General features: G+C 72.9%; 21 protein-coding genes. 14 read left to right on the top strand and 7 right to left on the bottom strand.

Annotated features, from left to right (window positions below; genetic code table 11):
* Positions 1–32 precede the first annotated feature (32 nt).
* The gene (locus ACIBG7_RS10970; RefSeq protein ID WP_397335899.1) at positions 33–647 is read right to left on the bottom strand and encodes a hypothetical protein; all 615 of its coding nucleotides are present in this window, start codon (positions 645–647) and stop codon (positions 33–35) included.
* A 98-nt stretch (positions 648–745) separates the two neighbouring features.
* On the opposite strand from ACIBG7_RS10970, the gene ACIBG7_RS10965 reads away from it, so the two are divergent.
* Genes ACIBG7_RS10965 through ACIBG7_RS10945 form a run of 5 tightly spaced genes read left to right on the top strand, consistent with a single transcriptional unit; the run spans position 746 to position 5,693 of the window.
* The gene (locus ACIBG7_RS10965; protein WP_397335898.1) at positions 746–2,305 is read left to right on the top strand and encodes an ABC transporter substrate-binding protein; all 1,560 of its coding nucleotides are present in this window, start codon (positions 746–748) and stop codon (positions 2,303–2,305) included.
* A complete protein-coding gene (locus tag ACIBG7_RS10960; protein WP_357924726.1) occupies positions 2,302–3,270 on the top strand; it encodes an ABC transporter permease in 969 nt (322 codons plus the stop codon). The genes ACIBG7_RS10965 and ACIBG7_RS10960 overlap by 4 nt, the downstream gene beginning before the upstream one ends.
* Positions 3,267–4,076 (top strand): ABC transporter permease, encoded by an 810-nt coding sequence (locus ACIBG7_RS10955; protein WP_357924723.1) that lies wholly within the window; start codon positions 3,267–3,269, stop codon positions 4,074–4,076. The genes ACIBG7_RS10960 and ACIBG7_RS10955 overlap by 4 nt, the downstream gene beginning before the upstream one ends.
* Entirely contained in the window at positions 4,073–5,020 is a 948-nt protein-coding gene (locus ACIBG7_RS10950; RefSeq protein ID WP_397335897.1) for an ABC transporter ATP-binding protein, read from the top strand. The genes ACIBG7_RS10955 and ACIBG7_RS10950 overlap by 4 nt, the downstream gene beginning before the upstream one ends.
* Positions 5,004–5,693 (top strand): ABC transporter ATP-binding protein, encoded by a 690-nt coding sequence (locus ACIBG7_RS10945; protein WP_397335896.1) that lies wholly within the window; start codon positions 5,004–5,006, stop codon positions 5,691–5,693. The genes ACIBG7_RS10950 and ACIBG7_RS10945 overlap by 17 nt, the downstream gene beginning before the upstream one ends.
* On the opposite strand, the gene ACIBG7_RS10940 is transcribed toward ACIBG7_RS10945, so the two are convergent.
* Positions 5,629–6,057: a CBS domain-containing protein gene (locus ACIBG7_RS10940; protein WP_357924714.1), complete on the bottom strand. Its 429-nt coding sequence runs from the start codon at positions 6,055–6,057 to the stop codon at positions 5,629–5,631. The two genes, ACIBG7_RS10945 and ACIBG7_RS10940, sit on opposite strands and share 65 nt — an antisense overlap.
* Positions 6,058–6,198: 141 nt before the next feature.
* Between ACIBG7_RS10940 and ACIBG7_RS10935 the strand changes: the two genes are divergently transcribed.
* The 4 genes from ACIBG7_RS10935 (at position 6,199) to ACIBG7_RS10920 (ending at position 9,031) form a co-directional block, all read left to right on the top strand.
* Entirely contained in the window at positions 6,199–7,593 is a 1,395-nt protein-coding gene (locus tag ACIBG7_RS10935; RefSeq protein ID WP_357924711.1) for an aminopeptidase P family protein, read from the top strand.
* Between the two features lie 111 nt (positions 7,594–7,704).
* Entirely contained in the window at positions 7,705–8,241 is a 537-nt protein-coding gene (locus ACIBG7_RS10930; protein ID WP_357924709.1) for a hypothetical protein, read from the top strand.
* A 21-nt stretch (positions 8,242–8,262) separates the two neighbouring features.
* Positions 8,263–8,847, top strand: coding sequence for a 4'-phosphopantetheinyl transferase family protein (locus tag ACIBG7_RS10925; RefSeq protein WP_397335894.1), 585 nt, complete (start codon positions 8,263–8,265; stop codon positions 8,845–8,847).
* Between the two features lie 4 nt (positions 8,848–8,851).
* Positions 8,852–9,031, top strand: a complete 180-nt coding sequence (locus ACIBG7_RS10920; RefSeq protein ID WP_357924705.1) for a hypothetical protein — start codon at positions 8,852–8,854, stop codon at positions 9,029–9,031.
* On the opposite strand, the gene ACIBG7_RS10915 is transcribed toward ACIBG7_RS10920, so the two are convergent.
* A complete protein-coding gene (locus tag ACIBG7_RS10915) occupies positions 9,028–9,948 on the bottom strand; it encodes a cation diffusion facilitator family transporter (protein WP_357924704.1) in 921 nt (306 codons plus the stop codon). The genes ACIBG7_RS10920 and ACIBG7_RS10915 overlap by 4 nt on opposite strands.
* A gap of 57 nt (positions 9,949–10,005) precedes the next feature.
* Between ACIBG7_RS10915 and ACIBG7_RS10910 the strand changes: the two genes are divergently transcribed.
* The 4 genes from ACIBG7_RS10910 to ACIBG7_RS10895 all read left to right on the top strand — a co-directional run bounded on the left by ACIBG7_RS10910 (position 10,006) and on the right by ACIBG7_RS10895 (position 13,360).
* Positions 10,006–10,596: a malonic semialdehyde reductase gene (locus ACIBG7_RS10910; RefSeq protein ID WP_357924701.1), complete on the top strand. Its 591-nt coding sequence runs from the start codon at positions 10,006–10,008 to the stop codon at positions 10,594–10,596.
* Positions 10,597–10,611: 15 nt separating this feature from the next.
* Positions 10,612–11,070 (top strand): MarR family transcriptional regulator, encoded by a 459-nt coding sequence (locus tag ACIBG7_RS10905; protein WP_357924698.1) that lies wholly within the window; start codon positions 10,612–10,614, stop codon positions 11,068–11,070.
* 65 nt (positions 11,071–11,135) lie between these two features.
* Positions 11,136–11,810, top strand: coding sequence for an LppX_LprAFG lipoprotein (locus ACIBG7_RS10900; RefSeq protein WP_397335893.1), 675 nt, complete (start codon positions 11,136–11,138; stop codon positions 11,808–11,810).
* Positions 11,807–13,360 (top strand): MFS transporter, encoded by a 1,554-nt coding sequence (locus ACIBG7_RS10895; RefSeq protein WP_397335892.1) that lies wholly within the window; start codon positions 11,807–11,809, stop codon positions 13,358–13,360. The genes ACIBG7_RS10900 and ACIBG7_RS10895 overlap by 4 nt, the downstream gene beginning before the upstream one ends.
* Here the strand turns inward: ACIBG7_RS10895 and aspS are convergent.
* From aspS to cmk, 3 genes are all read right to left on the bottom strand, one after another.
* Complete coding sequence (aspS, locus tag ACIBG7_RS10890) at positions 13,350–14,591, bottom strand: aspartate--tRNA(Asn) ligase (protein WP_397335891.1); 1,242 nt, start codon at positions 14,589–14,591, stop codon at positions 13,350–13,352. The two genes, ACIBG7_RS10895 and aspS, sit on opposite strands and share 11 nt — an antisense overlap.
* 375 nt (positions 14,592–14,966) lie before the next feature.
* Positions 14,967–16,370, bottom strand: a complete 1,404-nt coding sequence (der, locus tag ACIBG7_RS10885; RefSeq protein ID WP_357924689.1) for a ribosome biogenesis GTPase Der — start codon at positions 16,368–16,370, stop codon at positions 14,967–14,969.
* Positions 16,371–16,406: 36 nt separating this feature from the next.
* Positions 16,407–17,063 (bottom strand): (d)CMP kinase, encoded by a 657-nt coding sequence (cmk, locus tag ACIBG7_RS10880; RefSeq protein WP_397335890.1) that lies wholly within the window; start codon positions 17,061–17,063, stop codon positions 16,407–16,409.
* Positions 17,064–17,190: 127 nt separating this feature from the next.
* Here cmk and ACIBG7_RS10875 point away from each other — a divergent pair, with 127 nt between their 5' ends.
* The gene (locus ACIBG7_RS10875; protein WP_357924684.1) at positions 17,191–18,966 is read left to right on the top strand and encodes a SpoIIE family protein phosphatase; all 1,776 of its coding nucleotides are present in this window, start codon (positions 17,191–17,193) and stop codon (positions 18,964–18,966) included.
* Between the two features lie 38 nt (positions 18,967–19,004).
* Here the strand turns inward: ACIBG7_RS10875 and ACIBG7_RS10870 are convergent, their stop codons facing one another.
* The gene (locus ACIBG7_RS10870; RefSeq protein WP_397335889.1) at positions 19,005–20,561 is read right to left on the bottom strand and encodes a beta-N-acetylhexosaminidase; all 1,557 of its coding nucleotides are present in this window, start codon (positions 20,559–20,561) and stop codon (positions 19,005–19,007) included.
* Positions 20,562–20,666: the final 105 nt, after the last annotated feature.

Here is a 20,666-nt window from a genome sequence, read left to right as displayed (position 1 = left end):
CCGGCACGCCGGGCGGACCTGCGGGAGGTGGTTCAGCCGCCCACCCGAACCCACTCCCCGCAGCCCGCGGTCTGGAAGGCCTTGTCGGTGGGCTGGATGGTGACGGTCGCCGGCCCGATCGGCAGCCCGCTGTCGATCACGGTGCTGAACGAGGCCTCGGTCGAGTTGTGCCGGGCCCAGAAACACCCCGGCTGCCCGGCGGCAGGACCGGGGCTGCTGTAGGTGCCCGGCTGGATGTCGGTGCCGACGATCATCGTGCGGATGGCCCCGGCCAGCCCGTCGGGCATCCCACCCGGTTCCGGCGTGCCCCCCGGGGTCGCGCCCACGCCGGGCGTCCCGGTCACCCCCGGCGTCCCCATGCCGGGCGTCCCCGTGCCGGGCGTTCCCGTGCCGCCGGGCGTGGCCACCGGGGTCTCGGTGCCGAAGCCGGGCGGCTCCGACTCCTCGAACTGCACGGTCGAGGCCGGTCCCGGGCTCTTGCGCGGCGAGGCGGACGGCTCGGCCAGCCCGATCCCGGCGAACATCCCGATGAGGAACCCCAGCACCCCGGTCAGCCCGGAGACCAGCAGCAGGATCGTCGGGCTGTTGACGGCGCGCGGGCTGTCCGGAGGACCGTACGGCGAGCGATCCGGGGGGCCATACATCACAAGGACAGGGTGCCATGACCGCACCGGGTCTCCTGCGCCCTCCAGCTAGATGCATATACTTCGCAATTGCATCTTTTCGGCATCTTGGAGGTAACCCCATGGGACTGGCCCGGCGCCTGGCCGCGCTGACCGTCGCCGCCACACTGGCGACCGCTTGTTCGGCGCCCCAAGGACCGGCCCCCGCCGCGGGCGGCGCCGGCGACGCCTTCGTGATCGGCCTGGGCTCTGAGTTCGAGAACCTCAGCCCGGTCCTGGGCTTCGCGGCCGACGGCGGCTCGCTGATGTTCGACGGCCTGATGCGCCGCGCCCCCGACCTGTCCCTCCAGCCGAACCTGGCCAGCGCGCCCCCGGCGAGCAGCCCGGACGGCAAGACGGTGACCTTCACGCTGCGCGAGGGCGTCAAGTTCCACGACGGCCGCCCGCTCACCGCGCGCGACGTCGCCTATACCTACACCACGCTGCTCGACCCGAAGACCAACTCGCCGATCAGCGGCGACTACTCGGCCATCGAGCAGGTGAGCGCCAAGGACGACCGGACCGTCGAGTTCACCCTCAAGCACCCCTACGCCCCGCTGGTGCAGCGCACCACGCTCGGCATCGTGCCCGAGGGCGGCATCGACCCGGCCAAGCCGGTCGGCACCGGCCCGTACTCCTTCGTCTCCTGGACGCCGGGCGACAAGGTGGTCCTCAAGGCCAACGAGTCCTACTTCGGCGGCGCCCCGGCGATCAAGAACGTGGTGCTCGCCTTCGCGCTGGACGACAACGTGCGCTCCACCCGGCTGGCGGCCGGCGAGTTCGACGCCGCGATCCTGCCGCCCAAGGCGGCCAAGCGCTTCGAGAACACCGCCGGGACCAAGGTCTACCGGGTCGACAGCGCCGACTACCGGGGCATCATGTTCCCGATGAAGGAGAAGGTCACCGGCGACCTGGCGGTGCGCAAGGCCTTCGACCTCGCGGTGGACCGGCAGGCGATGGTCGACACCATCCTCGCCGGCTCCGGCAAGCCCGCCTTCGGCCCGATCTCGCCCGACATCTCGTGGCACAACCCGGCGGTGACCGGCAACCCGCGTCCCGACCGCGACCAGGCCGCCAAGCTCCTCGACGAGGCCGGCTGGAAGCTCGGCGAGGACGGCGTCCGCGCCAAGGACGGCCTGCGCGCCGCCTTCACCCTCATGTACCCGGCCGGCGACTCGCTGCGCAAGGAGCTGGCCCTGGCCACCGCCTCCGACGCCAAGAAGATCGGCCTGGAGGTCAAGCCCGAGGGCCTCGACTGGGACGCCATCGAGCCGCGCATGGCCAAGGACGCCCTGATCATGGGGTACGGCTCGCCGTACGACCCCGACTACCTCAACTACGAGCTCTTCCACTCCAGCTACCAGGGCAAGGGCTTCTTCAACCCCGGCTTCTACGCCAACCCCGAGGTGGACAAGCTCCTGGAGACCGGCCGCGAGTCGGCCGACGAGGCCGTCCGCAAGCAGGCCTACACCGACTTCCAGAAGATCATCCACGACCAGCAGGTCTGGACCTACCTGGTCTTCCTCAAGCACGTCTACGTGGTCCGCGGCGACTGGCAGGGCATCACGCCGAGCGTCGACGCCCACGAGCACGCCACCGGCGGCCTGTTCCGCGACCTGGCCTCCTGGAAGCCGGGCAAGTGATCAAACTGATCGCCTGGCGGCTGGCGTTCGCGCTGCCGCTGCTGCTGGCCGTGACCGCGGCCATGTTCGCGCTGGCCCAGGCCTCCCCCTTCGACCCGGTCCGCCAGTACCTCGGCGACCGGGCGATGGTCACCGACCCGGCGGTGGTGGAGAGCATTCGCGCCAACTGGGGCCTGGACCGGCCGGTCGTCGAGCAGTACGCCACCTGGCTGGGCAACCTGCTCACCGGCGATCTGGGCGACTCGCACTCCTTCCACCGCCCGGTCGCCGAGGTGATCGCCGAGCGGCTGCCGTGGACGTTGCTGGCGACCAGTTGCGCCATCGCGCTCATGCTGGTCGGCAGCCTGATCGCCGGCACGCTCGCCGCCTGGCGCAAGGGCTCGTGGCTGGACCGGCTGATCACCGGCGGGGCGTTCGCCAACGAGTCGGCGCCGGTCTTCTGGCTGGCGCTGCTGGCCATCTACGTCTTCGCGGTCCGGCTCGGCTGGCTGCCGGCCGGCGGGCTGAGCGACCCGGCCGCGACCTCGCTCGACCCCCTCGACGTGGCGCAGCACCTGGTGCTGCCGGTCGTGGTGCTGGCGGTGTCGCAGTCGTCGTGGCTGGTGCTCTACGTGCGCGAGTCGGTGATCGGCACGCTGCGCGAGGACTTCGTGGTCGGCGCGCGCTCGCGCGGGCTGCGCGAGCGCACGGTGATCGTCCGGCACGCGCTGCGCTCGGCGCTGCTGCCGTTCCTGACCATCCTGGGTGCCCGCGTGCCCGAGCTCGTGACCGGGGCGATCCTGGTCGAGACGGTCTTCTCCTGGCCCGGCGTGGCCTCCACCTCGGTGCAGGCCGCGCTGTCGGTCGACTTCCCGCTGCTGGCCATCCTGACCCTGATGGGCACGGTGGCGGTCGTGGCCGGGAACCTGCTGGCCGACCTGGCCTACCGGGTGGCCGACCCGCGGACCAGGGCGGTGGCCGTATGATCCGCCTCGCCTGGCTCACCCTGCTCGTGCTGGGACTGGCCGTGCTGCTGGTGCCGCCGATCGTCCAGCTCGACCAGCACCTGGTGGACCTGGCCGTCGCCGGGCAGCCGCCGTCGCTCGCCCACCCGCTGGGCACCGACGAGGTCGGCCGCGACGTGCTGCTGCGCTGCGTCTACGGCCTTCGCGTGTCGTTCCTGGTCGGCCTGGTCGCCGCGGTGGTCAGCATGGCCATCGGCGGCACCCTCGGACTGGTGGCGGGAAGCCTCGGGGGCCTTCCCGACCGCCTGCTCATGCGCGTGGTGGACGGCTTCGCCTCCCTGCCGCACCTGCTGCTCGGCATCTTCATCGTGGCGATGTTCGCGCCGAGCCCGTACGCGGTGATCGTCTCGGTGGGCCTGACCCACTGGACGACCGCCGCGCGCATCGTCCGCTCGGAGGTGCTGTCGCTGCGCGAGCGGCCCTTCGTCGAGGCGGCCATCTCCGGCGGCGCGGGCCGGGCCCGGCTGCTCACCCGGCACCTGCTCCCCCACCTGGCCCCGCACCTGCTGCTGGCCACCGTGCTGATGGTGCCGCACGCCATCTGGCACGAGACCGCGCTCAGCTTCCTGGGTCTCGGCCTGCCGCCGCACCTGGCCTCGCTGGGCAACATGATCAACGACGGGCAGCGCTCGATCCTGGCCGGCTCGTGGTGGTCGAGCCTGGCGCCCGGCCTGTTCATCCTGGTCCCCACGCTGGCGATCTCCGTGCTCGCCCAGCGCTACCGCGACCGGCTCAACCCCCGGATGCGATCGGAGCTGGCCCTGTGACGACGAGCGCCCCGGCCGACCGGCTCGGCACCCGCCCGGCGACCGCCCTCGACGTGCGCGACCTGACCGTCACCTTCCGGCTGCCCGGCGCGACCGTGCAGGCGGTGACGCAGGCGAGCTTCGAGGTACGGCCCGGCCGCTGCCTGGCCCTGGTCGGCGAGTCCGGGTGCGGCAAGTCCGTGCTGGCCCACGCCCTGCTCGGCCTGCTGCCGGGCAACGCCACGGTGAGCGGCTCGGCCCTGCTGGACGGCGGGCTCGACCTGCTGGCCGCCAGGCCGGACGTGCTGGCCCGGCAGGTCAGGGGCCGGCGCATCGGGCTGATCCCGCAGAGCCCGGCCACCCACCTGACGCCGGTCAGGACCGCCCGCGCCCAGCTCGACGAGGCGCTGCGCGAGCTCGGCTCGGCCCACACCGCCGCCGAGCTGGCCGGGCGGTTCGGCCTGCGCGAGGCCGACCTCGACCGCTACCCGCACGAGCTGAGCGGCGGCATGGCCCAGCGGGTGGCCAACGCCATCGCCCTGGCCGGGGACCCGGGCCTGCTCATCGCCGACGAGCCCACCAGCGGCCTCGACCGGCCCCTGGTCGACCGGGCGATGGGCGTGCTGCGCTCGCTGTGCGACGAGGGCCGGGCGGTGCTGCTCATCACGCACGACCTGCGGGCCGCCGAGCGGGTGGCCGACGACCTGGCGGTGATGTACGCCAGCCGGCTGGTCGAGGTGGGCGAGGCCGCCGAGGTGCTGGAGCGGCCCCGCCACCCCTACGCCAGGGGGCTGGTGGACGCGCAGCCCGACCGGGCCTTCCGCCCGATCCCCGGTATGCCGCCGGAGCTCACCGCGCTGCCGGGCGGCTGTGCCTTCCAGCCGCGCTGCTCGCAGGCGGTGGCGGCTTGCTCCGCCGTACCGGATCTGGAGGAAGGGGTGGCCTGCCATGTTGCGCGCCGATGAGATCACCGTGCGGTACGGCAGCCGGACCGTGCTGGACCGGCTGTCGTTCGAGGTCGCGCCGGGCGAGATCGTCGGGCTCGGCGGGCCGAGCGGCTGCGGCAAGTCGACGCTGGCCCGGGTGCTGGCGCTGATGCTGCGGCCGGACGGCGGCCGGGTGAGCGTGGACGGCACGCCGACGCCGGGCTGGCGGCAACGCGCGCCGCGCGCCCTGCGCACCAGCGTCGCGCTGCTCTACCAGCAGCCCAGGCTGGCGGTGGACCCGCGGCTGACGCTCGCCGAGATCATCGCCGAGCCGCTCGCGGCGGCGAAGCTGCCCCGGGACCGCGCGGCGGAGCTCGCCGAGCGGGCCGGACTGACGCCCGATCTGCTCACCCGCCGCCCGCACGAGGTCTCCGACGGCCAGCTCCAGCGCGCCTGCTTGGCCCGCGCGCTGACGCTTCGGCCGCGCTACCTGGTGTGCGACGAGATGACCACCATGCTCGACGCCTCGACCCAGGCGTTGCTCGTCGGCGTGGTGCGCGACTACCGGGAGGAGGAGGGCGCGGGCGTGCTGGCCATCAGCCACGACCAGGTGCTCCTGGAGCGGTGGGCCGACCGGCGGGCGGAGCTCAGCGGTGCAGGTAGTCGACCAGTGACGCCTTCTCCGTCTCCAGTTCCTCGATCGCGCTCTTGACCACGTCCCCGATGCTGACGATGCCGACCAGGCGGCCGGCCTCGACGACGGGGACGTGCCGGAAGCGGTGGGTGGTCATGGTCTGGCGGAGCTCGCTGACGTTCGTGTCCGGGCCGACGGTCCGGACCTCCAGCGTCATGATCGCCGACACCGGTTCGTCCAGGACGCCGGCTCCCGTGTCGTGAAGCCTTCGCACCACGTCCCGCTCGGAGACGATGCCGTCGATCGTCGAGCCGTCCGCGGACACCACCACCGCGCCGATGTTGTGCTCGGCGAGTTTGGCCAGCAGGTCGCGGACTGTGGCATCAGGGGCGACGGTCGTCACATCGCTGCCCTTGGCACGAAGGATTGTCCCGATGAGCATGTGCACCTCCTCGGCGGCCGATAGGAGGGAACCTCCCCTCCGGGCGGGCAGGCTAAGCGTCCGCGGCGGCAAACACGTAGAGTGCATGGCGCCGTCTTTGAGACTAATATGTGAAATATCACAGCGTGGTGAGGGGATCACATGACCGAGAAATTGAACACCGGCAGCCACGACCTGCCGATCACCGAGGAACTGGCCGCCTTCATGGCCACCGGCTGGGCCGACACCCACCGGGACGACCTGGCCCCGCTGGCGGTGGCGCCCTGGACCGCCAAGCGCCGCGCCGCCCTGGCCGCCCGCTTCCCCGGCGAACGGCTGGTGATCCCCTCCGGCACGCTCAAGGTGCGCAGCAACGACAGCGACTTCCGCTTCCGCCCGCACAGCGCCTTCTCCTACCTGACCGGCCACACCGAGCCCGGTGACGTGCTGGTCGTGGAGCCGTCCGGCGAGTCGGTGCTCTACCTGCGCCCGCGCTCGCCGCGCGAGGGCAGCCAGGAGTTCTACCGCGACCGCCGCTACGGCGAGTTCTGGGTGGGCCGCCGCCCCGACCTGCGCGAGGCGAGCGACCTGTACGGCCTGCCCACCGCCCACGTCGACACCCTCGACCTGTCCGCCCCCGCCCGGGTGCTGCGCGACGTGGACCCCGAGGTGGACCGCCGCGTCCCGGTCGGCGGCGGCGACGCCGAGCTGCAGATCTTCCTGTCGGAGATGCGGCTGATCAAGGACGAGTGGGAGGTCGGCGAACTGCAGTTCGCCGTCGACGCCACCACCCGCGGCTTCGAGGACGTCGTGCGCGCCCTGCCCGCGGCGCTCGGCCACCCGCGCGGCGAGCGTTACCTCGAAGGCGTCTTCGGCCTGCGCTCGCGGCTGGAGGGCAACGCCGTCGGCTACGACAGCATCGTGGCCTCCGGCTCGCACGCCTGCGTCCTGCACTGGATCCGCAACGACGGCCGGCTCGACCGCGACGAGCTGCTCCTGCTCGACGCCGGCATCGAGACCGACTCGCTCTACACCGCCGACATCACCCGCACGCTCCCGCTGTCGGGCACCTTCTCGCCCGTCCAGCGGCAGATCTACTCGCTGGTCTACGAGGCCCAGAACGCCGGCATCGCCGCGTTGCGGCCGGGCGCGAAGTTCCGCGACTTCCACCGGGCGGCCATGCGGGTCATCACCGAGGGCCTGGTGGACTGGGGCCTGCTGAGCGGCTCGGTCGACTCGCTCATGGAGAGCGGCCTGTACCGGCGCTACACGCTGTGCAGCAGCGGCCACATGCTCGGCCTGGACGTGCACGACTGCGCCAAGGCGCGGGCCGAGGTCTACCTCGACGGCGTGCTGGAGGAGGGCCAGGTGCTGACCGTCGAGCCCGGCCTCTACCTGCAGCAGGACGACCTCACCCTGCCCCCGGAGTTCCGGGGCATCGGCGTGCGGATCGAGGACGACCTGGTCATTACCAAGGACGGCGCCCGCCTCATGTCGGCGGGGCTGCCGCGCCACCCCGACGAGGTCGAGGGCTGGATGGGCGCGCTGCTGTCCTGACCCGCGCCCCATCGACGGCGCCCGCCGGCCCTCGCCGGTGGGCGCCGCCGTACCTGACCGGTTTCGGACGAACGCCTCCGTGATCAGCGGCGCGGATGGCATCGTGGGCGCATGGCGTCCCAGGGGTGGCGAGGGCGGGCCCTCGGGGTGGCGGCCGTGCTGGCGGTGCTGGCGCTCGCCGCCTTCGCCGTCCTCCAGTGGACCGGGGCCAGCAACGCCGAGCAGGCCAGGGGCCGGCTGGCGGCCGAGCGCGACCTGCGCGCGCAGGTCTCGGTCGCGGCCCGGGAGTTCGCCCGGGCGCTGCTGAGCTACGACTACCAGGACCTGCCCGCCGCGCGGGCGACGCTGGCCCGGCTGTCCACCGGCGACTTCATGGCCCTGTACGACCGGGAGTTCGGCGCCGCGACCCGGCGCTCGATCCTCGCGCACAAGGCCGTCTCGCAGGCGACCGTACGCGAGGTCTACCTGGGCGAGGTGGGCGAGGCCACCGCGCGCGCGGTCGTGGTCGTCGACTCGCGCGTGGAGTCCGGCCAGCCGGTCCGCGAGGTGCACGGCTCGCACCTCAAGCTGCTGCTGGTCCGGGAGGGCGCCGCCTGGAAGGCGCAGGAGGTCACCATCCTGAGCACCCCCACGCCGCAGCCGCGCTGAGCCCCCCTCTATGCTGGCGCGGTGCTTGACGCCGTGGTGATGGCCGGCCGGCCCGAGGAGATCGACGCCCCGCCGTCGTGGCTGACCCCCGCCGAGCGGGAGCGGGCCGCCCGGCTGCGGCACGAGGCCGACCGCGCCGCCTTCGTCGCCGCCCACCTGCTGGTACGGCTGGCCGCCGCCGCCTGCCTCGACGCCGACCCGGCCCGCCTGGGCCTGACCCAGCACTGCGACCTGCACGGCCCCGGGCACGGCCGCCCCTCGCTGGAGGGCCACCCCGAGCTGGGCGTCAGCTTCAGCCACACCCGCGGCTACGTCGCCGCCGTCGCCGGCCCCGGCAAGGTCGGCGTGGACGTGGAACGCATCCCCGACGGCCCGCTCGACCCCGCCCTGGCCGCCTCGGTGACCGCGCCCGGCGAACGGGTGGCCGACAGCCGCGAGCTCATCCGGCTGTGGGCGCGCAAGGAGGCCCTGATCAAACGCGGCGAGCTGAGCCTCGACCGGATGCGCACCACCGCCTGGCGGCCGGGCCCCCACGTGCTGGAATGGGAGTGCGACGGCGTGCTGGGCACCGCGGTGACCGACCGGCCGGCCCGCCGGATACCCTGAAAGGGTGTTCTACAAGAAGCCCATCGAGGAGCGCATCGCCGATCGGATGGCCAAGCGCAAGCCGCTCGAAGAGGGCAAGACCTTCGAGCACGGCCCGGCGAAGTTCGTCTTCATCTCGCTCATCGTCATCGTCGTCGTCATGCACGTCGTCGGCATCGCCATCGTGATGGCCCTCGACGTCTAGGAGCCGGTGCGCCGGGTCGGGGTCGGGTCCAGGAAGACCTGGCTGATGCTCGGCACCTGCGCGCGCAGCCGGCGGTCCACCTCGTCGCAGGCGTTCTCCACGCCGGCGGCGCTCGCCTCGTCGGAGAAGTCGACCTTGGCCGCGACCAGGAGCTGCGCCGGCCCGAGATACATGGTGAGCAGCTCCACCACCTCGTCCACCTCGGGCTGCGCGGTCAGGGTGGCGCGGATCGCCTCCTCCAGCCGCGGCGCGGCCGCCTCCCCGATGAGCAGCGAGGCGTTGGCGCTGATCAGGCTGATCGCCACCGCCAGGAGCAGCAGGCCGATGGCGACCGAGGCCAGGCCGTCCCAGGTGGCCGAGCCGGTGAGCTGCGAGCCCAGCAGCCCGAGCGCGGCCAGCACGAGCCCGATGAGCGCCGCGCTGTCCTCCAGCATCACCGCCCGCAGCGCCGTGTCCGGCGTACGGCGCAGCAGCCGGATGGGCGAGACCTTCCAGCGGCGGGCCTCGGTGCGGGTCTGCGACAGGCCCTTGAGGAAGGAGACCGTCTCGATGGCGAAGGAGACGGCGAGCACCACGTAGGACAGGGTGAGGTCGCTCAGGTCCTCGCCGTCGGCGATGGTGTGCAGGCCGTGGGTGATGGAGAAGCCCGCGCCGCCGACCAGGGTGGCCACCGCGGCGAGCATGGCCCAGAAGAAGCTGACCTGGCCGTACCCGAAGGGGTGGCGCCGGGTGGGCGCCCGGCCGCCGTGCCGGATGGCGATCACCAGCAGCACCTCGGTGACCGTGTCGGCCAGCGAGTGCGCCGCCTCCGACATCATCGCGGCCGAGCCGCTGACCAGACCCGCCACGAACTTGGCCGCGGCGATGGCCAGGTTGGCCGCCCCCGCGACCAGCACCGTTCCCAGACTGTCCGCCATGGTAGATCATTGAAGCAGAGCGGAATAGTTGAATATTCATCTGTTGTTCTGCGGAACATGATGCTCAACCAGGACGCCCAGAACCTGCTCTTCCGTGCCGCCCACACCACCTACGGCTTCACCGACGAGCCCGTGTCCGACGAGACGGTCCAGGCCGTGTACGACCTGGTCAAGTACGGTCCGACCGCCATGAACAGCCAGCCGCTGCGCATCGTGCTCGTCCGATCGGACGAGGCCCGCGAGCGGGTGCGCGCGCACATGGGCGAGGGCAACAAGCCGAAGATCGGCAAGGCCCCGCTGGTGGCCCTGCTCGCCGCCGACCTCGATTTCCACGAGGAATTGCCCAAGGTCTTCCCGATTAAGCCGGATGCCGCCGCGCAGTACGCGGCCGACGAAGCCGGGCGTGTCGCCGCGGCCCGCTTCAACGCCGCCATCCAGACCGGCTACTTCATCGTCGGCGCCCGCGCCGCGGGCCTGGCCGCCGGGCCGATGGCCGGCTTCGACGCCGACGGCCTGAGCAAGGAGTTCTTCCCCGACGGCGACCACCACGTCATCGCCGTCGTCAACCTGGGTCACGCCGCCGAGGCCGACGCGCACTTCCCGAGGCAGCCGCGGCTGGCCTTCGACGAAGTCGTGACCTCCGTCTGAGGTACATTTGGGATCATGGGGACGCCACGATGGTTGAGTCAGGCCGAGCAGCGGGCGTGGCGCGCACACCTGGCCATGCACAAGCTCCTGCTGCACCGGCTCGACCGTGAGCTGCACGAGTTCGGGCTCTCGATCAACGACTACGAGATCCTGGTCAACCTCTCCGAGAGCCCCGGCCGCCGGATGCGGATGAGCGACCTGGCCGACGCCACCATCCAGTCCCGCAGCCGGCTGTCGCACCAGATCTCCCGCATGGAGGACAAGGGCCTGGTCACCCGCGAGGACTGCCCCGACGACCGGCGCGGCACCTTCGCCGTGCTGTCCGACCAGGGCTGGGAGACGATCAAGCAGGTCGCCCCGCACCACGTCGCCGGCGTGCGGCAGCACTTCGTCGACCTGCTCACCGACGACCAGCTCGAAGCGCTCGAGCAGGCCTACGCCCCGATCGTCGCGCACCTGAAGAGCCTGCGCTGAGCCGAGGCGAAACCGATATCGGCCTGTCGTGCGAACCCCGGCCGGGCGCTCGCTACGATCCGCTCATGGTGACAAGGTCCCGCCCCTCCCCCCGGCCGCTCGCGCTCGTCGTCCTGATGCTGCTCGCCCTGGTGGCCGCCTGCTCGGGTGAGGGCGCCCTGCCCGCCGGGCCCGAGCTGATGAAGAAGACCGCCGAGGCGATGAAGACGGTCAAGTCGGCCACCTTCGCCATCACCACCGAGGGCACGCCCGCGGTGCCGCTGCGCAAGGCCGACGGCCGGCTGACCACCGCAGGCGGCGCCGACGGCACGCTCTCGGTCGAGCTGTTCGGCCAGCTCACCGAGATGAGCTTCGTGCTGCTCGGCGACACCGTCTACTTCAAGGGCCCCACCGGCGGGTTCCAGACGATGACCCGCCAGACGCTCATGCAGACGCTCAGCTACGACCCCGCCCAGATCCTCGACCCGGCCAAGGGGCTGGCGCAGATCCTGACCACCGCCGCCAACCCCACGGTCGACGGCGAGGAGGGCGGCGCCTACCGCGCCACCGCCGCGCTCAAGCAGGACGCGCTCAAGGCCCTGGTGCCCGGCGTCAACCAGGACGTCAACGCGCAGTTCCTCATCGACAAGGCCACCAGCCGGATCAACCGCGTCACGCTGCCGCTGCAGGGCGGCTCGGCGACGGTGACCCTCAGCGACTACGACGCCGCCGTCCAGATCACCCCGCCGCCGGCCGGATGAGGAAGCTCGTCCTCGCCGCGGGCGGCGCCGTCGTCCTGCTCGCGGCGCTCGACGCCTACGTCGTCGTGACCGTCCTGGTCGACATCTCGCGCACCGTGGGGGTGCCGGTCAACCGGCTGGAGCGCATCACCCCGGTCGTCACCGGGTTCCTGCTCGGCTACATCGCCGCCATGCCGCTGCTCGGCCAGCTTTCCGACCGGTACGGCAGGCGTCCCCTGATCCAGCTCTGCCTGGCCGTCTTCGCCCTCGGCTCGGTGGTGACCGCGCTCGGGGACACCGTCGTGGTGGTCACCGCCGGGCGGGCGCTGCAGGGGATCGCCGGCGGCGCGCTGCTGCCGATCACCATGGCGCTCATCGGCGACCTGTGGGACGAACGCGAGCGACCCGTGGCGCTGGGCGCGGTCGGGGCCGCCCAGGAGCTGGGCAGCGCGCTCGGACCGCTGTACGGCGGGGTCGTGGCGCTGGCGCTGGGGTCGTGGCAGTGGATCTTCTGGATCAACCTGCCGCTGGTGGCGCTGGCCGCGGTCGCCGTGCAGCTCGCCGTACCCCGCGGCGCGCCCACGGCGACCGGGGACAAGCGGGCGGACCCGGCCGGGGACAAGCGAGTGGACCCGGCCGGAAGCAGGCGGGTGGACCCGGCCGGAAGCAGGCGGGTGGACCCGGCCGGGGGCAGGCGGGTGGATCTGATCGGCGGAGGGCTGCTGGCCCTCGCCCTGGGGCTGCTGGTGGCCGGGCTGTACAACCCGGAGCCCGCCGAGGCGGTGCTGCCGCCCTGGGGCTGGCCGCTGATCGGGCTCGGCGTCCTGGTGGCGGCGGTGTTCGTCTGGTGGGAGATCCGCTCCCCCGTCCGGCTGCTCGACCTGACCGGCACCCGCAAGGGCCCGCTCCTGGCCACCCTGGGCGTCAGCTTCGTCACCGGAGCCGCGCTCCTGATCACCATGGTGTTCGTCCAGCTCGCCGCCCAGACGCTGATGGGCCTGCCCGCCCTGGACGCCTCCCTGGTGCTGGCCCGCTTCCTGCTGGCGCTGCCGGTGGCCGCCCTGGCCGGCGGCGCGCTGGCCCGGCGGCTGGGCGACCGGGCGGTGACCGCCGCCGGACTGGCCGTGGCCTCGGCCGGCTTCTTCGTCATGTCCGCCTGGCCGCTGGAGCTGCGCGACCACCCGATCGACCTCGGTCTGATCATCGCCGGCGCCGGGCTCGGCCTGGTCATCGCCCCGGTGTCGGCCGCCGTGCTGCGCACCACCGGCCCCGCCCAGCACGGCGTGGCCTCGGCCGCGGTCGTCGTGGCCCGGATGATGGGCATGCTGATCGGCGTGGCCGCCGTGTCGGCCTGGGGCTTCTACCGCTTCCAGTCGCTCACCGCCGACCTGGACACCCCGCTGCCGACCGGCGACCCGGCCGCCTTCGCGCGGAAGATGGCCGAGTACACCGCGCAGGTGAAGGCCGCGCTGCACGTGGAGTACACCGAGATGTTCCTGGTCACCGGAGTGCTCTGCGTGGCCGGCGCGGCCCTCGCCCTGCTGATGCCCGCCCGGCGGGTTACGGCGTGAGGCGGTGCAGGTCGCGCGGGAAGGCCGCCGCCTGCCGGACGTTGGCCAGCCCGGCCAGCTTCGCCGTCCAGCGCTCCAGCCCGATGGCGAACCCGCCGTGCGGCGGCATGCCGTAGGCGAAGGCCTGCAGGTAGCCCTCGTACGGCTCGACCGGCTCGCCGCGCTCGGCCAGCGCGGCGAGGTAGTCCTCGTAGCGGTGCAGCCGCTGCCCGCCGGTCACCAGCTCGACCCCCCGGAAGAGCAGGTCGAAGCCGTTGGAGTAGGCCGGGCGCGCCGGGTCGGGGTGGGTGTAGAAGGGCCGCTTGACCATCGGGTAGCCGGTCACGAAGAGGAAGTCCGAGCCGTGCTCGCGCCTGGCCCACTCCGACAGCCGGCGTTCCTGCTCCGGCGACAGGTCGGGCTCGTCGGAACCGGTCAGCTCCTGCGCCTGGGTGAAGTGCAGGGCCGGGATCTCGGCCGGCACCTGCGGCAGCTCCATCGGGACGCTGCGCCGTACCGACTCGATCATGCCGGCCAGCAGCTCGCGCAGGACGGCCATGACGTCGCGGTGGTCGCGCACGAAGCCGAGCTCGACGTCGAGGCTGGTGTACTGCGCCAGGTGGCGGGCGGTGTCGTGCGGCTCGGCGCGGAAGACCGGGCCGACCTCGTAGACGCGCTCGAAGACGCCGACCATCATCTGCTTGAAGAACTGCGGCGACTGCGCCAGGTAGGCGGTGCGGCCGAAGTAGTCCACCGGGAAGACGTTCGCCCCGGACTCGGTGGCCGAGGCGACCAGCTTGGGCGTGTGGATCTCGGTGAAGCCGAGCCCGTCCAGGGTGGCGCGGAAGCCCGCGACGCTCGCGGCGGAGATCTCCAGCGCCCGGCGCAGCCTGGGGTGGCGCAGGGCGACCGGCGCGTGGTCGAGCAGCAGCGGCAGCGTGGCCGGCGCCTCGGGCCGGTAGAGCGCGAACGGCGGCGCCTTGGCCGGCTCGCTCAGCACGGTGATGCGCGGCTCGGTGAGCTCGACGCCGCCGGGCGCCTGGGCGCTGGCGGTGACCAGGCCGCTCACCTCGACGACGCTCTCCTCGACCGGCAGGCCGGGCACGGGGCTGACGATCTGGATGAGCCCCGCACGGTCGCGCACGATCAGGAAACTGACGGATTTGAGCGTTCTGCGGCGATGGACCCAGCCCGCGACGGTGACTCGGCGGCCGACGAACTCGGGCAGCTCGGCGGACAGGACACGTGACATGCTTACGGCACCTCCTCGGAGACTACCCCTGGGAGGTGCGGGCGAGCAGGGACTCGCGGTGCCACCACACCTTCGCCGCCGGATCGGCGGCCTCTGGCGGCCCGATGACGGAGGCCGGACCGGCGGGGCATTTCCTCCCCGCACTCAGGAGTGTCTTCACCCGGGGACGCGGGGCCGCCTCACAGCGACCGGCGGCTCTCTCGGCCCGCGTGGACCTCGGGTTACTCGTCTCCCTCAACGTGTTGCGGCCACTGTAACCGGGCAGGGGCGCCCCGGCCAACCGAGTATCGGCCCCACATGTACGGCACCCCGGCCGAGCCGCCGGAGCGGCTCGACCGCGAGCACACCTGGGTGCCGGACCGGGGAGCGAGGCGCCTACTTCTCCTTCTTGCGCTTCTCGCGGATCTTCATCGTCACCTCGATGGGCGAGCCGGCGAAACCGAACTCCTCCCGGATGCGCCGCTCGATGAAGCGCCGGTAGGTCTCCTCCAGCCACCCGGAGGTGAACAGGACGAACTTCGGCGGCTCGGTCGACGCCTGCGTGGCGAAGAGGATCTTGGGCTGCTTGCCGCTCCGCACCGGAGGCGGCGTCTGCTGCACCAGCTCGGTGAGGAAGGCGTTGAGCCGCGACGTCGGCACCCGGGTGGACCAGGAGTCGAGCGCCTTCTCGATGGCCGGGACGAGCCGGTCGACGTGCCGGCCGGTCTTGGCCGAGATGTTGACCCGCAGCGCCCACGGGATGCGGACCATCTGCCGGTCGATCTCCTTCTCCAGGTAGTACCGCCGGTCCTCGTCGACCAGGTCCCACTTGTTGAAGGCGACCACCATCGCGCGGCCGGACTCGATGACCATGCTGAGGATGCGCAGGTCCTGCTCGGTGAGCGGCTCGCTGGCGTCGATCAGCACGATCGCCACCTCGGTCTTCTCCAGCGCCGCGCGGGTGCGCATGGCGGCGTAGAAGTCGGCGCCCTGCAGCTCCCGGTCACGCCGCCGGATGCCGGCGGTGTCGACGAAGCGCCAGATCTGCCCGCCCAGCTCGACCAGCTCGTCCACCGGGTCGCGGGTGGTGCCGGCCATCGGGTCGACCAGCACCCGCTCCTCGCCGGCCAGCTTGTTGAGCAGCGAGGACTTGCCCACGTTGGGCTTGCCGAGCAACGCCACGCGGTGCGGGCCGCGCTCGGTGCCGAAGGTCTCGCGCGGGGTCTCGGGCAGCTTGTCGAGCACCACGTCGAGCAGGTCGCCGCTGGACCGGCCGTGCAGCGCGCTGACCGGGTACGGCTCGCCCAGGCCCATCGACCACATGGCGTGCGCCTCGAGCTCGAGCTGCTGGTTGTCGACCTTGTTGGCGGCCAGGATGACCGGCTTGCCGGACTGCCGCAGCACGTTGCCGACCTCCTGGTCGGCGTCGGTGATGCCGACCGTGGCGTCGACCACGAACAGGATCACGTCGGCCAGTTCCACGGCGACCTGGGCTTGCTCGGCGATGCGCAGGTTCATGCCGGTGGCCTCGGGGTCCCAGCCGCCGGTGTCGACGACGGTGAAGCGGCGGCCACGCCAGTTGGCGTCGTAGGTCACGCGGTCACGGGTCACGCCCGGGACGTCTTCCACGACCGCCTCGCGGCGGCCGATGATGCGGTTGACGAGCGTGGACTTGCCCACGTTGGGGCGGCCCACGATGGCCAGGACGGGGAGCGGGCCGCTGTCGGCCTCGTCCTCCCCGTGCTCTGTCGTCAGATCTTCGAGCTCGGCCTCAATCCAGCCGGAGTCCCCCGTTGACATCTGTGTTCATCCTCACGAGTACCGCGCCTGATCCGTTCAGGCGCGCTCCTTGACCAGTCTCACCACCGTGGCGATGACCTCTTCGAGGTTCAGGGCCGTGGTGTCGAGCTCGACGGCGCCAGCCGCCATCGAGAGCGGATCGGTCTTACGTGTCGAGTCAAGGGTGTCACGCCGCGCCATGGCGGCCTGCTGCGCCTCCACCGTCGTGCCCGTGAGCTCGGCGGTGCGGCGGTTGGCGCGGGCCTCGGCGCTGGCGGTCAGGTACACCTTCAGCGTGGCGTCGGGAGCGACCACCGAACCGATGTCACGGCCCTCGACCACGATGCCGCCCTCGCCGATGATCTCGCGCTGCAGGGCGACCAGCCGCCGCCGGACCTCCGGCACGGCCGCGACCAGCGAGACCGAGCCGGTGACGGCGTCACCGCGGATGGCGGTGGCGACGTCGGCGCCGTCCACGTGGATGGTGGGGGCCTGCGGGTCGGTGCCGGACTCCAGGACGGGCTCGGCGGCCCGCGCCGCGACGGCCTCCTGGTCGCCCACCTCGACGCCGTGCTCCAGCATCCACCAGGTCATGGCACGATACTGCGCCCCGGTGTCCAGGTAACGCAGGCCCAGCTCGCGGGCGACGCCACGGGATGCGCTCGACTTGCCGGACCCCGAGGGCCCGTCCACGGCTACGACCAGACCGGCCACGACTCCTCCTTCGACTCAACCCAAGGAGGTTACCGTGCCTTGACCCCCGCACCGGACGGGCCGGGCCTGCGGCAGGCGTCCGGGAGAATTCCTGACACGGGCAGTTACGCCCGGCTACGCTCGGTCCATGGACGGGGTGGAGACCGTAACGCTGGCGGATCGCATCGCCGGGCTCCGAGCCACCTACCGCTGGGACCCGGGACAGGCCGACCGGTTGCTCCAGGCGGCGCTGCTGGAGCTCGACCGGGCCCAGCGCGAACTGGCCGGCTGCGAGGCCAGGATCGGCGCCGCCGCCGTCGAGGGCCGCCGGCACCGGCAGTCGTTGTGCGGGCTGCTCGACCGCATGCCGGTCCCGCTCTTCCTGCTCGACCTCCAGGGCCGCATCACCCGGCTGAACCAGGCGGCCGGCCGCGCCTTCGGGCCGCGCCTGCCGGCCGTGCACGGCAAGCCCTTCGTGGCGGTCGTCGACCTCGCCCACCGGCCGGCCTTCCGCTCGCACCTGCACGCCGCCTGTCACGGGGGCGCCGAGCTCTCCCTGTCCACGCACCTGTGCCTCACCGGCGAGGCTGTGGCCGCCGAGCTGACGATGACGCGCCTGCCGGGCGAGGACCTGGTGGCGGTGACCGTCCTGCCCTCCGGCGGCGGCGTCCCACCGGCGCCCCCGCCCTCCTGCGACGTGCGCATCGAGGTGATCAGCGAGCTGGCCGGCGCGCTGCTCGCCGAGCGCGAGCCCAGCGAGGGCTGGCTGCTGCGGCGGGCCGCCGAGGTGCTCACCGCCTCCTACGCCGACCTCGCCGTCATCGACCGCCGCTACCGCGACGGCTCCCGCACCCGGGCGGCGGTCGCGGGCGACCCCGGCGAGCTCGACAGCATCGGCCTGCTGGAACGGCTGGCGCCGCTGGAGGACGACGGCCCGGCCCTGCTCAACCCGATCCACGACGAGCTCGCGCTCGGCCGCGACCAGTCCGGGCTGCCCGCGCTGACCCTGCTGCGCGCCGGATCGGTGATCATCACCCCGATCGGCGACGACATCGACGGCTTCGGCACCCTCACCCTCATCCGCCGCTCCGACCGCCCCGGCTTCGACCACGAGGACCTCCGCCTGTGCGAGCGGGCCGGCCGCCACCTGGCCCTCGCGCTGCGCGCCGACCGCACCCGGCGGGGCCGGGCCACCTCCGCGCACGCGCTGCAGGCCAGCCTGCTCCCCCGGCGCCTGCCGGAGGTGCCCGGCTGCGGGCTGTCCTCGCTCTACTCACCCGCCGGTGAGGGCGAGCTGGTCGGGGGCGACTTCTACGACGTCTTCCCCTGCCTCGGCGGCTGGGGGCTGGTCCTGGGCGACGTCTGCGGCAAGGGCGAGGAGGCGGCGGCGATCACCGCGGTGGCGCGGCACGGCCTGCGCGTGCTGGCCGGCCGGATCGACGACCCGGCGGTGCTGCTCGGCGAGATCAACCACGCGTTGCTGGTCCATCCCGACACCGACCGGTTCGTCACCGCGGTCCTCGCGCTCCTGTCGCCCTCCTGTGGCGGGCTGCGCATCCGGCTGGCCTCCGCCGGGCACCCGCCCGCGCTCATCCGCGGCGCCGACGGGGTGGTCCGTCCCGCCGACGGGGGCGGGCTGCCGCTCGGCCTGTTCGACGACGCCGGCTACCCCGTCCAGGAGATCAAGCTCCGGTACGGCGAGGCCCTCGTCCTCTACTCCGACGGCGTGACCGAGGCGCGTGACGAGCAGGGGCGGCTGTACGGCCCGCAGCGGCTCGGCACCGCGGTCGCCGCCGCGCCCGGCGAGAGCGCCGACGACATCATCCGCGCGGTCCACGAGGACCTGCGCCGCTTCGCCGCCCCCGGCCACGCCGACGACACCGCCCTGCTGGTGCTGCGAGCCCACGACGAGCCGGAGTTCTAGCCCGCCCGAACGATCCAGGGTGCGTGGTGCTCCCGCGTCTAGTCCGCCCAGTCGATCTCGGGTGAGCGGTGGAAGCCGATGCCGCGTGCCGCCCAGCGCGGCCCGTGCGCGGCCAGCCGGGCGCGGAATCCGGGCCAGTCCCGGGCCCGCTCGGGGCTCCAGCCCAGCTCCGCGATGGCGGGCAGCCTCGGGAAGACCATGTGATCCAGGTAGACCTCAGGGTCGGGGTAGACCGCGGTCGAGTCCGGCAGGCGGTGGCTGCCCGGATACGCCCGATCGGTCCACAGCGGCGCCTCCACGCCGAGCACCTGCCCCTCGGCGACCACCGGCTCCAGCACCCGCACCGGGTCCCAGTCGTAGGCCCGCTCCACCGGCACCAGCCCCGCCCACCGCAGCCCGTAGGGGGTGTCAGCGGTGTACTTCATGTCCAGGTAGGCCCGGTCGGCGGGCGAGACGATCACCTGCGCGCCCTGCCGCACCGCCCGGCGCAGCAGCCGGACGCTCTCCGTCTCCTCCGCCGTCCCGATCGCCGGCCGATCCTCGTGCGTCAGGCCCCAGTACTGCACGGCGCTCCCCGGCGGAAGCGGGCCGTCGCCGACCTGGTGCCAGCCGATCACCCGCTTCCCGTTCGCGACCGCCGCCCGGCCCGCCAGCCCGACGTAGGCGGCGTACTGCTCGCGCGTCACCGACGGCACCTCGTCGCCGCCGATGTGCAGCCACGGCCCGGGGCTGAGCGCCGCCGCCTCGGCGAAGGTCTTGTCCACGAAGTCGCGTACGGCCGGCAGCCGCGCCTCGTCCAGGCAGAAGACGCTCACCCGGACGTCGAACCCGTGGTACGGCTCCCGCGCCACCCCGTCGCAGTTGAGCCCCGGCACCGAGGCCATCGCGGCGGCGCTGTGCCCGGGCCCGTCGATCTCCGGGACGACGGTGATGAACCGCTCGGCGGCGTAGGCCACGACGTCGCGGTACTCGGCCTCGGTGTAGAACCACGGCCCGCCCTCGCGCCAGCCCGCCTGGGTGGAGGCTCCTATCCGGTTGAGGGCCGGGAAGGCCCGGCTGGGCAGGCGCCAGCCCTGGTCCTCGGTGAGGTGCCAGTGGAAGACGTTGATCTTGTAGCGGGCGGCCTGGTCGATGAGCCGCTTGACCGACGCCGCCGGGACGAACCTGCGGCCCACGTCGAGCATCAGGCCCCGGTAGCCGAACCTCGGGCGGTCGGTGATCTCGACCTGCGGCACCGTCCACGGGCCGGGTTGTCCTGTGGTCTCCACGTCGGGTGGCAGGAGCTGGAGGAGGGTCTGGGTGGCGCGGAACAGGCCTTCCGCGGTGGTGGCGGCGAGCCGTACGCGCTGGTTTCGGGCGGTCAGCGTGTACCCCTCCCGGCCCAGCCCCGCCGGGGCGGCGAGGGTGAGCTCGACCGTGGGCGCGGCAGGGGTCGCGACGGCCGCGAGGGGCATGGGGAAACCCGTCGCCCGGCGCAGCGTCCGGGCCAGGTGCGTGGCGACCTGGCGTTCGGCTCGGCCGGCGACGATCGTGGTGGCCGCGGTCAGCGCCACCGCCGGACCTCCGAGCGCGGCCACCCGCTCCGGCTGCGGCACCAACGGCAACCCAGCCGCCCCACTCCGCTCTGCGGGGGCCTCCTGAGCGAGCGGCACGGTGGCACATCCGGCCAGAAGCAGCAAAACGACAGCGAGCACGCGGGC

The organism is Nonomuraea sp. NPDC050328 (assembly GCF_044459405.1).
Lineage (GTDB): Bacteria > Actinomycetota > Actinomycetes > Streptosporangiales > Streptosporangiaceae > Nonomuraea.
This window is presented reverse-complemented; position numbering and strand designations above follow the sequence as displayed.

What these genes read in the sequence shown, in the direction of transcription:
- ACIBG7_RS10965 (WP_397335898.1), top strand. Translation starts at nt 746, where the DNA reads ATGGGACTGGCCCGGCGCCTGGCCGCGCTGACCGTCGCCGCCACACTG.
- ACIBG7_RS10955 (WP_357924723.1), top strand. Translation starts at nt 3,267, where the DNA reads ATGATCCGCCTCGCCTGGCTCACCCTGCTCGTGCTGGGACTGGCCGTG.
- ACIBG7_RS10945 (WP_397335896.1), top strand. Translation starts at nt 5,004, where the DNA reads ATGTTGCGCGCCGATGAGATCACCGTGCGGTACGGCAGCCGGACCGTG.
- ACIBG7_RS10940 (WP_357924714.1), bottom strand. Translation starts at nt 6,057, where the DNA reads ATGCTCATCGGGACAATCCTTCGTGCCAAGGGCAGCGATGTGACGACC.
- ACIBG7_RS10935 (WP_357924711.1), top strand. Translation starts at nt 6,199, where the DNA reads ATGACCGAGAAATTGAACACCGGCAGCCACGACCTGCCGATCACCGAG.
- ACIBG7_RS10930 (WP_357924709.1), top strand. Translation starts at nt 7,705, where the DNA reads ATGGCGTCCCAGGGGTGGCGAGGGCGGGCCCTCGGGGTGGCGGCCGTG.
- ACIBG7_RS10915 (WP_357924704.1), bottom strand. Translation starts at nt 9,948, where the DNA reads ATGGCGGACAGTCTGGGAACGGTGCTGGTCGCGGGGGCGGCCAACCTG.
- ACIBG7_RS10910 (WP_357924701.1), top strand. Translation starts at nt 10,006, where the DNA reads ATGATGCTCAACCAGGACGCCCAGAACCTGCTCTTCCGTGCCGCCCAC.
- ACIBG7_RS10905 (WP_357924698.1), top strand. Translation starts at nt 10,612, where the DNA reads ATGGGGACGCCACGATGGTTGAGTCAGGCCGAGCAGCGGGCGTGGCGC.
- ACIBG7_RS10900 (WP_397335893.1), top strand. Translation starts at nt 11,136, where the DNA reads ATGGTGACAAGGTCCCGCCCCTCCCCCCGGCCGCTCGCGCTCGTCGTC.
- ACIBG7_RS10895 (WP_397335892.1), top strand. Translation starts at nt 11,807, where the DNA reads ATGAGGAAGCTCGTCCTCGCCGCGGGCGGCGCCGTCGTCCTGCTCGCG.
- aspS (WP_397335891.1), bottom strand. Translation starts at nt 14,591, where the DNA reads ATGTCACGTGTCCTGTCCGCCGAGCTGCCCGAGTTCGTCGGCCGCCGA.
- der (WP_357924689.1), bottom strand. Translation starts at nt 16,370, where the DNA reads ATGTCAACGGGGGACTCCGGCTGGATTGAGGCCGAGCTCGAAGATCTG.
- ACIBG7_RS10875 (WP_357924684.1), top strand. Translation starts at nt 17,191, where the DNA reads ATGGACGGGGTGGAGACCGTAACGCTGGCGGATCGCATCGCCGGGCTC.